The 12,121-nt window shown below is 69.3% G+C and carries 10 protein-coding genes and 1 pseudogene; 5 read left to right on the top strand and 6 right to left on the bottom strand.

Annotated elements, in window-relative coordinates:
- Nucleotides 1-19 precede the first annotated feature (19 nt).
- The 5 genes from KL771_RS11095 to KL771_RS11075 all read right to left on the bottom strand — a co-directional run bounded on the left by KL771_RS11095 (nucleotide 20) and on the right by KL771_RS11075 (nucleotide 4,346).
- On the bottom strand, nucleotides 20-454 hold the full coding sequence (locus tag KL771_RS11095; protein ID WP_261968630.1) for a Zn-ribbon domain-containing OB-fold protein: 435 nt from the start codon (nucleotides 452-454) through the stop codon (nucleotides 20-22).
- Between the two features lie 110 nt (nucleotides 455-564).
- Nucleotides 565-1,728, bottom strand: a complete 1,164-nt coding sequence (locus KL771_RS11090; protein ID WP_261968629.1) for a thiolase C-terminal domain-containing protein — start codon at nucleotides 1,726-1,728, stop codon at nucleotides 565-567.
- Between the two features lie 13 nt (nucleotides 1,729-1,741).
- Entirely contained in the window at nucleotides 1,742-2,785 is a 1,044-nt protein-coding gene (locus KL771_RS11085) for an alcohol dehydrogenase catalytic domain-containing protein (protein ID WP_261968628.1), read from the bottom strand.
- Nucleotides 2,782-3,216: a Zn-ribbon domain-containing OB-fold protein gene (locus KL771_RS11080; protein WP_261968627.1), complete on the bottom strand. Its 435-nt coding sequence runs from the start codon at nucleotides 3,214-3,216 to the stop codon at nucleotides 2,782-2,784. The genes KL771_RS11085 and KL771_RS11080 overlap by 4 nt, the downstream gene beginning before the upstream one ends.
- Nucleotides 3,213-4,346 carry a thiolase family protein gene (locus KL771_RS11075; RefSeq protein ID WP_261968626.1) on the bottom strand — a complete coding sequence of 378 codons (1,134 nt, stop codon included), beginning with the start codon at nucleotides 4,344-4,346 and terminating at the stop codon, nucleotides 3,213-3,215. The genes KL771_RS11080 and KL771_RS11075 overlap by 4 nt, the downstream gene beginning before the upstream one ends.
- Before the next feature lie 319 nt (nucleotides 4,347-4,665).
- Here KL771_RS11075 and KL771_RS11070 point away from each other — a divergent pair, with 319 nt between their 5' ends.
- Nucleotides 4,666-5,538, top strand: a complete 873-nt coding sequence (locus tag KL771_RS11070) for an FAS1-like dehydratase domain-containing protein (RefSeq protein WP_261968625.1) — start codon at nucleotides 4,666-4,668, stop codon at nucleotides 5,536-5,538.
- Nucleotides 5,539-5,556: 18 nt separating this feature from the next.
- Here KL771_RS11070 and KL771_RS11065 read toward each other — a convergent pair whose 3' ends face one another.
- On the bottom strand, nucleotides 5,557-6,447 hold the full coding sequence (locus KL771_RS11065) for an SMP-30/gluconolactonase/LRE family protein (RefSeq protein WP_261968624.1): 891 nt from the start codon (nucleotides 6,445-6,447) through the stop codon (nucleotides 5,557-5,559).
- A 444-nt stretch (nucleotides 6,448-6,891) separates the two neighbouring features.
- Here KL771_RS11065 and KL771_RS11060 point away from each other — a divergent pair, with 444 nt between their 5' ends.
- From KL771_RS11060 to KL771_RS11045, 4 genes and pseudogenes are all read left to right on the top strand, one after another.
- Nucleotides 6,892-7,857, top strand: a complete 966-nt coding sequence (locus KL771_RS11060; RefSeq protein WP_261968623.1) for a branched-chain amino acid ABC transporter permease — start codon at nucleotides 6,892-6,894, stop codon at nucleotides 7,855-7,857.
- Nucleotides 7,858-7,860: 3 nt separating this feature from the next.
- Nucleotides 7,861-9,651, top strand: coding sequence for a branched-chain amino acid ABC transporter ATP-binding protein/permease (locus KL771_RS11055; RefSeq protein WP_261968622.1), 1,791 nt, complete (start codon nucleotides 7,861-7,863; stop codon nucleotides 9,649-9,651).
- 34 nt (nucleotides 9,652-9,685) lie between these two features.
- Nucleotides 9,686-10,138, top strand: a pseudogene (locus tag KL771_RS28415) (ABC transporter ATP-binding protein); the annotation flags it as partial.
- A 253-nt stretch (nucleotides 10,139-10,391) separates the two neighbouring features.
- Complete coding sequence (locus tag KL771_RS11045) at nucleotides 10,392-11,633, top strand: ABC transporter substrate-binding protein (RefSeq protein ID WP_261968620.1); 1,242 nt, start codon at nucleotides 10,392-10,394, stop codon at nucleotides 11,631-11,633.
- Nucleotides 11,634-12,121 lie beyond the last annotated feature (488 nt).

Here is a 12,121-nt window from a genome sequence, read left to right as displayed (position 1 = left end):
CGGGCGGACGCCGGGCAGGTCAGGCCGGCTCGAAGCGCGGCATGGTCAGGCTGTCGTCGACGGTGTCGAAGACCACGCGGACCGCCTCGCCGATGACCGGCTTGCGACCGCCATGGCCGACCAGATTGGCGGTCAGCCGCGGGCCTTCCTCCAGTTCCACCTGGACGACATTGTAGGGCAGGTCCGGCTTGAAGGCCGGGAACCATTCCTTGTGGACAACCACGAAGGTGGAGATGCGGCCGCGGCCGGAGGCCTTCTTCCAGGCGAGGCGGTCGGAGAAGCAGAAGGGGCAGACCGGTCCCGGCGGCAGATGGGCGCGGCCGCAGTCCTCACAGGTCGGCAGCAGCAATTCGTGGCGCCGGCAGCCGTCCCAGAAGGGCTTGCTGTCCGGGCTCATGCGCGGCCGCGGCTTGGCATGGGCGGGCGGCGCGGATGGATTCAATGGGGCCGTCATGGGGTGCCTCCAGGGCCTCGTGCGGGTCGGCCGGACCCGGACGGATCGATCGAGAAGGGCTCCCGGCGAAGCGGGAGCCCGAGGGGCGCCGGTGCGGCGCCGCGCGGTCGTTACGCCGCCAGAAGGACGGAATCGCCCCAGCAGGTCGCCCATTGCAGGACATCCGCGCCGGGGATCTGGCGCGGGCCGGCCTCGCCGCGCAGCTGACGGACCATCTCGCGCAGATGGTTCCAGCCGGCGACATGGGCTTCCGACAGAAGCCCGCCATGGGTGTTGAGCGGCAACTTGCCGCCAGGCCCGATCGTGCCGCCCTGGACGAAATCGAGGGCTTCGCCGGCGCCGCAGAAGCCGAAGCGCTCGAGCACGAAGAGCGGCAGCGGCGCGAAGGCGTCGTAGGTGTAGAGGCCCTTGACGGCGCCGCGGTCGATGCCCGAACGGGCATAGATCTCCTGGTCGACCGGCCGGGCGCGGATGTCGGAGACCGGCTGCTGGTTGATGCCGAGACCGGGCGGGGCGAAGATGAATTCGTTCCGGCCCGAGCGGATGCCCTGCATGCTGGCGATGCGCACGGGCTTCTGCTTCAGGTCGCGCGCCCGCTCGGTGGTGGTCACCAGAAGGACGACGGCGCCGTCGGTCATCAGGCAGCAGTCGTAGAGGCGCAGCGGGTCGACCACCATGCGGGCCGCCTGATGCTTCTCCAGCGTCAGCGGCTCCTTCATGAAGGCGTCCGGATTGAGCAGCGCATGCTGCCGGATCTGCATCGGCACGGCGGCGAGCTTCTCGCTCGTCCCGCCATAGAGATGCATGTAGCGCTGCATCGACAGGGCCGCGCCGCCGGCCGGGGCGGTCAGCCCGTAGGTCGGCGCCTCGCCATGGGTGCCGCCCTCCTCGCGCATGCCCTCCATGTCGCCCGGGCCGCCGAGAAGATCCCGCTCGCGGGTGAAGCTGATCCCGGTGACGCAGGCGACCACGTCGGCGAGCCCGGCGGAGACGGCCAGCGCCGCATGCTGCAGCGCGTTGGTGACGAAGCGGCCGTGCAGCCAGGATTGGTTGACGTATCGGATGTCGAGCCCGAAGGCCTCGGCGACGCGGTCGTAATCGACCCCAAGCGGCGAACCCATATGGGTCGAAAGCCCGTCGATGTCGGAGCGCTCGAGGCCCGCATCGGCCAGCGCCGCCTTGAAGGCCTTGGCCATCAGACCGAGCTGGCTTTCGGGCAGGAAGCGGCCAAACGGCGAGGCGCCGATCCCGACGATGGCAGCATCGATCTTCATGGCGCGGGCCTCCTCAATGGATCGGTTGCAGCACGACGCGCCCGGCGACGGTGCCGGCTTCGACCCGCCGATGCGCCTCGCGCGCCTCGGTCAGCGGCAGGCGGTCGGCGACCACGGGAACGACGCCGCCGGCGGCGACGAGATCGAGGCAATGGACCAGCTGGTCGCGCGTCGTCGAGGTCGCCGACAGCATCGAGATGCCCTTCAGGAACAGCTGCGCGGGATTGAACGGCACGAAATCGCCGGTGAGCTGGCCGATCAGGATCCAGCGGCCGCGGATGGCGAGCGACTTGCGGATCGGGTCGAACAAGAGGTTGCCGACATTGTCGACCACCACATCGACGCCGCGCCCCTTGGTCAACGCCTTGACCTGACGCGAGAAATCCTCGCCGCGCTCATGCACCACGACCTCATGGGCGCCGAGTTCGTAAAGCCGCTCGGCCTTGGCCTTGGAGGTCGTCTGCGCAATCACCCGCGCGCCCTGCAGGCGGGCGAGCTGGATCGACGCCATGCCGAGACCGCCGCCAGAGCCGGTGACCAGCACGGTCTCGCCGATCTTGATGTTGCCGACATCGCGCATGGCGTTCCACACCGTGCCGAGCGTGCAGGCCGTGATCGCCGCCTGATCGAGCGGGACCGCGTCGGGCACGAGCGCGACATTGTCGTCCTCGACCGCGACGAACTGGGCGTAGCCGCCGACGAGGCCCCAGTCGCCGAGAAACTTGCGGTCGTCGCAGAGCGGCTCGTGGCCGGTCCGGCAATGCGCGCAGGAGCCGCAGATATGGTAGCGCTGCACCGTCGCGACCCGGTCGCCCGGCTTGAAGCCGCGCACGCCCGTGCCGACATCGACCACCGTGCCGGCGATCTCGTGGCCGAGGATGACCGGCATCTTCACGCCGGCCTTGAGGGTGCCGTTGCGGGTGACGATGTCGTGGTAGCAGACCCCGCAGCTGTCGACCCGGATGACCACGTCCTTGGCGGCCGCGACCGGATCCGGCACGTCCCGGTACTGCAGCACATCGACCCCGCCGGGGCCGTCGACCACCATCGCCTTCATGCCGCGTCCCCTTCGATGAGCTTGAATTTCAGGACCGTCGCCTCGGCGTCGATGTCCTCGAACACGGCCGTCACGCGCTGGCCGGGGCGGATGTCGGCCGGCTTGGTGCCGACCAGGTTGGAGAAGAAGCGCGGGCCGTCGTCGAGCCGCACCTGCACCACGGCATAGGGCATCTCGCCCAGAAAGCCGGGGAAATAGGCCTTGTGGAAGACGCAGAAGGTCTCGACCGTGCCGGTGGTGCCGACGGCCTCCCAGGCGAAGGCGTCGGAATGACACTCGGGGCAATAGCGGCTTGCCGGGAAGCGGCGGTGGCCGCAGCCGGTGCAGCGCTGCACGCGGATCTCGCGCTCGCGCAGGCCGAGCCAGAAGGGGCGTTCGGGTCCATCGAGACGCGGGCGGGGCTTCGGGGGCAGTCCGGTTGGCTGGCTCATGACGGGTCCCGCGAATAGACGATGGAGGAGCAGACCGGGGCGGCGGCGATGTAGTGAACATTGGCCGCGCCCGCGACCTGGCGGTCGCCGCAATCGGCACGCAGCTGGCGCACCGCCTCGGCGTTGAGCGCCCAGCCCTGCATGTAGCTCTCGGACAGATGCCCGCCGGAGGTGTTGGTCGGGTAGCGCCGGCCGAGCCGGAGATGGCCCTCGGCGACGAACGGGCCGCTTTCGCCGCGCCCGCAATAGCCGGCGCCTTCCAGGCTGAACATCACCGTCGGGGTGAAGTTGTCGTAGATCATCAGTGCCTGCATGTCGTCGCGGCCGAGCCCGGCCTCGCGGAAGCTGCGCTCGGTCACAGAGGCGACCGCGCCGTACCAGTAGTCCTCGGGCGGGAACATCGAATTGGCGAACACGGTTTGCAGCGCCGCGCCGCGGATATGCACCGGCGGACGCGCGCAATCCTTGGCGTGTTCGGCCGTGGTGATGATCAACGCGACGCCACCGTCGTTGATCAGGCAATAGTCGAGCAGGCGCAGCGGCTCGGCGATCATGCGCGCGTTCATGTAGTCGTCGAGCGTGAACGGCTTGCGCATGACCGCCTGCGGATTGCGGCAGGCATGGTCGCGGAAGGTCATCGCCAATTCGGCCAGATGCTCCGGCTTTGTGCCGTATTGCGCCATGTGGCGGCGCATCATCATGGCGTGGAAGGCGCCCGGCGAGGTCATGCCGTAGGGCCACCAGATGGCGCCGCCGCCGGAGCCGTAGCTGTCGCTCTCCCCGCCATAGGCCGCCCCGGCCGAGCGGCCGTTGTTGCCGTAGACCAGCGCGACCGTCCGGCAGCGGCCCGACAGCACCGCCTGCAGCGCCATCTCGATGCAAATCGCCGCGAAGCGGCCGTGGCCCGGCGTGATCGTGACGAAACTCGGATCGATCCCGGCGATCTCGCAGAAGCGCTGATAGTCCGGGATGCGATTGACGATGATGCCGTCGAGATCGGCGAAGCCGAGCCCGGCATCCTTCAGGGCCTCGGTCAGGGCCCACATGCCGAGATCGTAGGCGTCGTATTCGGGCAATCGGCCATAGGCCGTCGTCCCCACTCCGACCACCGCCGCGCGCGCCTGCGCCATGCCGCCATTCCTCCCAGGGCCGGAGCTCCATCGGCCCCGGCGTCGTTTCGGTTCGGCAGACTGCGCCGGGAGGACGGGACGGCGAAAGGGCGACGAGCGGGTTGGTTGCGGACCGAAACTCTCGTTTAACCTTTTGGTTTTTCAGGACGATCGACCTCGAACCAAAGCCCGGGCCGGCAGGTCGAATAGCAGTTATTCCCGGCCCTCGGCCTTCCGGGCGCCGGGCCGGCCATCCTAGGCTCGCGGAAGGCCGGCGCTCAGGCGCCTTGCCCGGGCGCTTCCGGCACCCGGGCGTCATTCGTTGCCCATCGGAGCCGTCATGAGCCAGGCCATCGTCACTCTCGCCGACTGGATCGGGCGGACGGAGACCCGCGAGGAGACCGCGAGCGCGCTGCTCGCCGAGCGCATCGCCGCCCTGCTCGATCATGAGCGCGCGCCGCAGGCCGGCGCGGCCTGGCCGGTCGCCTGGGTCTGGGCGCTCTTTCCGCCGGCGCTGCGCGCGGGCGAGATCGGCCCGGACGGCCATCGTCGGCGCGGCGGCTTCCTGCCGCCGGTGCCGCTGCCGCGGCGGATGTGGGCGGGTTCGACGGTCGAAGTGCGCCGGCCGATCCGGGTCGGCGAACGGCTGACGCGGCGATCGGAAATTCTCGATGTCGCCGACAAGACCGGCCGCTCCGGCCCGCTGGTCTTCGTCACGGTGGAACACCGCATCACCGGCGACGAGGGCGCAGACCTGAGCGATCGGCATACCATTGTCTATCGGGAGATCACCCCGACCCCGACCCCGACCCCCGAACCGGCGCCCGAGGACGCGGATGCGGCGGTCGATCCCGGCTTCGCACCGCTCTGGCGGCGACACCTCTCCGCCGGGCCGGTGCTGCTGTTCCAGTATTCGGCGGTGACCTTCAACACCCACCGCATCCACTATGACGAGCCCTATTGCCGCCAGATCGAGGGCTATCCGGGCCTCGTCGTGCACGGCCCGTTGATCGCGACCGGCCTTGCCGACCTGGTCGAAGCCAACCAGCCCGGCCGTTTCGTGCAGGCCTTCACGTTCCGGGCATTGGCCCCGGTCTTCGCTCCCGCCGATGTGACCTTCCTCGGCCGCGCCGACGGCGACCGCTTTTCGGTCGCCGCAGTCTCCGGCGGCCGCGTCGTCATGCGCATGGACGGACTGACCGCCGCGCGCTGACCCCGCGGCCTCTTCGGATCAGCATCCGCCCCAGACCGGCTCCGGCAGGCCGGCGACGGAGACCTCCGCCGCCAGCAGCGCGCCGGCCATCGGTTCGGCGGCGAGGCGCTCGGCGGACAGGCGGAAGCGGGCGGTGGTGACGTAGAGGGTCTTCAGGTCCGCCCCGCCGAAGGTGCAGTGGCTCGGCCGCGAGACCGGCGTCGGCACGATCCGGTCGAGCTGGCCGTCGGGCGCGAAGCGGGCGAGGCAGCTGCCGTCGAAGCGGGCATTCCAGAGGAAGCCCTCGGCGTCGACGCTTGAGCCGTCCGGCTCGCCCGGGATGGCGGCGGTGTCGGCGAAGACACGCCGGTTCGACGGGGTGCCGGTGTCGAGATCCCAGTCATAGGCGAAGATCAGCTTGGTGCGGCTGTCGCCGAGATAGAAGGTGCGCCCGTCCGGGCTCCAGGCGATCGAATTCGGCAGCCAGATGTCGGCATCCTGCAGCAGCGTCACGGAGCGGTCCGGGTCGACGCGCCAGAGCCGGCCGTTCGGGCCGGTCAGCATCTTGTCCATGCTGCCGACGACGAAGCGGCCGCGCGGGTCGGTGCGTCCGTCATTGAGCATGTTGCCGGGCCGGTCGGCCTCCGGCGAGGCCAGCCGCTCGAAAGTCCCGGCTTCGGGGTCCCACAGACCGAGCCCGCCGCGCCCGGCGGTGAACAGGCCGCCCGACGCGCGCAGCGCCCAGGAGCCGAGCTTTTCCGGTGGCGTCCAGCTGGTCACCGCCCCGGTGGCTGCATCAAGCCGGTGGCAGCCGGGCTTCATGATGTCGATCCAGGTCAGCGTGCCGGCGGCCGCATCCCAGAGCGGCACCTCGCCGAGCACGTCGGCCGTATCGGCCACCACCCGCATGTCCCCGATCGCAACCGACATCCCGTCTCTCCCCTGGCCCGGCCGTCGGCGGCGCGCGCCGGCCGGCCGACTTGTCCGTTCGCTTTCCGTGGCTTGGTGCCCGATCCCGGGTGCGGCGGCGGAGCCGCGGCGCCCGGTCGGGAGCGGCGACGGAGGTTAGTCCGGGGGGCGCAGAGGAGCCCTACATATCAGATATACCCCCCACCCAAATTGACACTGGAGACGCCGGCCAGAACACTCCCAGTAAAAGAGCCGGACCAGACAATAGAAGCCGGCGGTAGGGGTCTACCGGAGCAGTTCTCGCCAAGAGGGCAGCCGGAACAATGACCTGCTGGGAGGAATGATGTCGGAGATGCTGGGTGACTCCGGCCGCGCGGGGCGCGGTCCTGGCCGGCCGCGCAATGCCGCCTGTACCGGACCGGATCGGCGTGCCGCCGGTCCTTCGCGATCGGGAGGGCGAGCCGCGTGAGCCCTGGCCTGATCCTTCTCGAGAATTTCCTTCAGGCGCTCGCTGCCGGTCTGATGGTCGGTTGCCTCTACGGCCTGATGTGCACCGGCCTCGGCATGATCTTCGGCGTCATGCGTGTCATCAACTTCGCCCAGGGCGATCTGATGATGCTCGGCATGTATGCGGCCTGGTATCTGTTCACCGGGTTCGGCCTGCTGGCGGTGCTCGGGCCCTATGCCGGGCCGATCGTCGGGGCGATCATGGCCGGACCGATCCTTTTCGTGGCCGGCTGGTTCATCCACCGCTTCCTGGTCTCCCGCGTCACCGGGGTCAAGGTCGCCAGCACCGAGGGTGCGGGGCACTATGCCCAGCTGATCCTGACGCTCGGGGTCGCTCTGATCCTGCAGAATGGCGGGCTGATCCTGTTCGGCTCGGAGCCGCGCTCGGTGCGCACCCCGCTCTCGTCGAGTGCGTGGGAGATCGGGCCCCTGATCGACAACGACTTCGTCAGCGTGTTCCTGAACCAGGGCCGGGCCGTCGGGGCGGTGGTATCGATCGCCGTGACGGTCGCGCTCTTCCTGTTCGTCTCGCGCAGCCGTCTCGGCAAGGCGCTCCGGGCGGCTGCCGACAATCCGGAAGCAGCCGTCTATATGGGCATCGATGTCGATCGCGCGCATCGCGTCGCCTTCGCGATCGGCACCGGGGTGACCGCCATCGCGGGCGGCCTCGTGGCGATCTACTACCCATTCCAGCCCTATGTCGGGCTCGAATTCGTCATCGTCATGTATGCCGGCGTGGTGCTGGGCGGGCTCGGTTCGATCACCGGCGCCTTCTGGGGCGGCATGCTGATCGGGCTCGTCCAGCAGCTCTCGACGCTGATCCTGCCGGTCCAGCTGCAGAACACGGCCATCTTCGTGGTCTTCCTGGGGGTGATCTTCCTGCGCCCGCAAGGCCTGTTCGGCCGCAACGTGGAGAGGGTCTGAACCATGAACCGCCGCAAGACCCTCGGCCGCTCGCTCGTCGTCCTCGCCCTGCTCGCCGCCGTCTACGGGGCGGCGGTGGTTCTGGTCAGCGACCAGTACTACCAGCTCATGCTGACCCTGGTCGCCGTCTGGGCGATCATGGGCATCTCCTGGAACGTGCTGTCGGGCTATTCCGGCCTCGTCTCCTTCGGCCATGCCGCCTTCTTCGGGCTCGGTGCCTATACGGTGGCGCTCGGCTCGGTGCATTTCGCGCTGTCGCCCTGGCTGACCATTCCGGTTGCCGGCCTCGTCGGCGCGGCCGCCGGCATCCTGGTCGGCCTGCCGACCTTCCGCCTGCGCGGCCACTACTTCGCGCTTGCGATGCTCGCCTATCCGCTGGCGCTGCTCTACGTCTTCGAATGGCTCGGCTATCAGGAGGTCGCCATGCCGATGCGCCGCGAGGCGCCGGCCCTCTACATGCAGTTCGCGGATGCGCGCGTGCTGTCGATGATCGCCGGGGGCCTGCTGGTCGCCGCCATCGTCGCCTCGCTCCTGATCGAGACCTCGCGCTTCGGCATGGCGCTGATCGCCATCAAGCAGAACGAACTGGCCGCCGAAGGCGCCGGCATCGAGACGCGCAAGTGGAAGCTGCGCGCGATCGCCATCTCGGGTGGCATCGCCGGTATGGTCGGCGGTTTCTACGCGGTCGTGCTGATCGTCGTGACCCCGCCGAGCGTGTTCGGCATGCTGACCTCGGCGCAGGCGCTGATCGTCGCCCTGTTCGGCGGCATCGGGACCGTCTGGGGCCCGGTCATCGGCGCCGCCTTCCTGATCCCGCTGTCCGAGACGCTGCATGCCGAACTCGGCAACGTGCTGCCGGGCATCCAGGGCGTGGTCTTCGGCGTCGCCATCGTCGGCGTGATCCTGCTGGCCCCGGAGGGCATCTTCTGGCGCATCCGCGACATGCTGCAGGCCCGCGAGGCCCCGGCCGAACCTGCGCCGGCGGACCGGTCCATGCCCGACAATGTCGTGCCGATCCCGGCCACCGGTCGCGACGGCGCCTCGGGCGGCGCCGGGACGGGCGGTCGCATCATGCTCGAAGTGCGCGGCGTGTCGAAGAATTTCGGCGGCCTCCGGGCGGTGCGCGAGGTGTCGTTCACGGTGCCGGAAGGCGCGGTGATCGGCATCATCGGGCCGAACGGCGCCGGCAAGACGACGCTCTTCAACTGCCTCAACGGCTTCCAGACCCCCTCGGCCGGCGACGTGCTGTTCGAGGGCCAGAACCTGGTCGGCCTTCCGCCGAGCGCGGTCTGCCGCAAGGGCATCGGGCGCACCTTCCAGGTCGCCCGACCCTTCACCCGGCTGACGGTGCTGGAGAATGTGCTCGTCGGCGCCTTCGCGGGCGCGCCCGACGACGCCACCGCCGAGCGCAACGCCCGCGAGGCCCTGACGCTGGTCGGGCTCGGCGGCAGCGCCGACCGCATCGCCGGCGGTCTCGCCAATAAGGAACAGCGGCTGATGGAACTGGCCCGGGCGCTGGCCGGCAAGCCGAAGCTCCTGCTCCTCGACGAGACGCTGGCCGGGCTCGGTGCGGCGGAAGTCGAGGACATGGTCAACGTGATCCGGCGCCTGAGCCGGACCGGCCTGACCATCGTGATCATCGAACACACCATGCAGGCCATGGTCCGGCTCGCCGACCGCTTCATCGTGCTCGACCACGGCGCTCTGCTCGCCGAGGGCCGACCGCACGAGGTGACGCGCGATCCGGCGGTGATCGAAGCCTATCTGGGCAAGAGGTGGCGCGACCGTGCTTGAGATCCGTGATCTGGAGGCCGGCTACGGCGGCGTGATGGCCCTGGCGGGCGTGACCCTATCGGTGGCGGCGGGCGAATTCGTCTCGGTCGTCGGCCCGAACGGGGCCGGCAAGACCACACTGTTCAAGACCGTCTCGGGCACCGTGGCGGCACGGGCCGGCTCGATCCGGTTCGAGGGGCAGGACCTGCTCGCCGTGCCGGCGCACCATCGGCCGCATCTCGGCATCGCCCATGTGCCGGAGGGCCGGCAGGTGTTCCCCTCGCTCTCGGTCGAGGAGAACCTGCAGATGGGCGCCTTCACGGAGGCGGGCCGGCGCGATTGGGCCGCCAATATCGACTACATCTACCGGCTGTTCCCGATTCTCCTGGAGCGTCGGCGCCAGCTGGCCGGCACGCTCTCCGGCGGACAGCAGCAGATGGTCGCCATCGCGCGCGGCCTCGCCTCCTCGCCGAAGCTGCTCCTGCTCGACGAACCCTCGATGGGCCTCGCCCCGACGGTCGCCGACCAGATCTTCGACGCGGTCGTCGAAATCCGCCGGGCCCGCAACCTCACCGTCGTGCTGGTCGAGCAGCGCGCCGTGGAAGCCCTGGAATCCTGTGATCGCGGCTACGTCCTGGAGACCGGCCGCGTCGTCCTGTCGGGCGGTCAGAACGAACTTCTGTCCGACGACCGCATCCGCAAGGCCTACCTGGGCATGTGACCCGGGAACAACTGCGAAAACAGCACCATTGGGAGGATCCATGACCACGAGACGCACGGTTCTGAACGGGATACTGGCGGCATCCGGTGCCGCGCTCCTCTCCTCGACCAGCCGGATGGCCTTCGCCCAGGCCCCGGCCGAGGTCAAGGTGGCGCTGATCGCGCCGCTGTCCGGCCCCTGGGCCCGCCAGGGCGAACTGATGAAGAAGGGCGCCGAACTGGCGGTCGCCGACATCAACGCGGCGGGCGGCGTCAAGGCGCTGGGCGGGGCGAAGGTCACGCTGGTGCTGTTCGACGCTGGCGATTCCACCGAGAAGGCCAAGAACGCGGCCCAGCGCATGGTCGCGCAGGAACCCGATCTGGTCGGCGTGACAGGCGCCTGGCTGTCGTCCTTCACGCTCGCCGTGAGCGAGGTCACCGAGCGCGCCGAACTGCCGATGCTGACCTTGTCCTATGCGGACTCGATCACGTCGCGCGGCTACAAGTATATCTTCCAGATGTCGCCGACCGGCGGCCGCCAGGCCCAGGACGCCCTGCCGGCGCTGATGGACGTGGCCGAGAAGGCGACCGGCAAGCGGCCGGCCACCACCGGCATCATCGCCGACAACACGGCCGCCTCCGTATCCTTCGCCAAGCCGATGCGCGATGGCGCCTTCGAGAAGTCCGGCATCAAGGTCCTGTTCGACGAGACCTTCACGCCGCCGCTCGCCGACGCCACCGCGTTGATCCAACAGGCGCGCTCCAAGCGGCCGGAATTCCTGCTCATGCTCGGCACCAGCGTGCCGGACGACAAGCTCCTGCTGGAGAAGGTCAACGAGTTCAATCTCGGCAAGGGCCGGATGCCGATCATCGGATCCGGCGCCCATATGGGCACGCCGGAACTCCTCAAGAATATCGGCCCCGACCTGCTCGAAGGCGTCATGACGGTCGTCGGCAACTGGGGCGCCAAGGGCCAGGACGGCATCATCGACCGCTTCAAGAAGGCGACCGGCGAGCCCTGGATGACGCAGGATTCGATCTGCGCGTATGGCGACGTGATGACCATCATCCGCGCCGTCGAGGAGGCCAAGAAGGCCGACCGCAAGGCCGTCGCCGAAGCGCTGCGCAAGATGGACGTGACCGACGGTCCGGCCTTGTTCTATCCCGGCAACCGCATCCGCTTCGACGAGACCGGCAAGCGCATCGACGCCAAGCTGATCATCGTGCAGTGGCAGAAGGGCGTGCCGGTGCCGATCTATCCGCCGGCTTCCGCCACCGCCGATCCGATCTGGCCGAAGCGCTGATCGAAGCCGATCCATCCGCAATCCCGGGGGCCGCGCGAGCGATCGCGCGGCCCCCTTCCGCTTCGGCACCGTGCGCCGTCGCGGCCGGTGTCAGGCGATCAGGCGTCACCGTTCCGGTCCGGCACTGCCCGCCCTGCGGCTGCGCCGCCAACCCCCTCCGCCGGCGCCCAGGGGCCTGCCGCGGCAGCCTCGGGCCATGGTTCACCCTCTAGTTTCGACACATGATCCGCTTGGACCGCGATCATGGCTATACCGGCGGGGCCGCATCGAGCCCCGGCCAGGCGTCGATGCCGGGCGCCTGGTACCGCTGGGATCGCCTCGAAAACAGCCGGCTTCGTGCCATCCGGCGGACGCATAACTGTTTGCCGCCGGGCGGAGGACGGCCTTTTGGATGCGGGATTGCAGCGCTTTTCGGTCACGGCCTGGTCAACCCCGTGCGATGCATAGTGTCGACACTCGTTGACGATCCGACGAAAGGATGAAACACT

The sequence above is a fragment of the Prosthecodimorpha staleyi genome (genome assembly GCF_018729455.1).
GTDB lineage: Bacteria > Pseudomonadota > Alphaproteobacteria > Rhizobiales > Ancalomicrobiaceae > Prosthecodimorpha > Prosthecodimorpha staleyi.
Note: the sequence above shows the minus strand (reverse complement) of the source record. Positions and strands in the feature narration are given on the sequence as shown.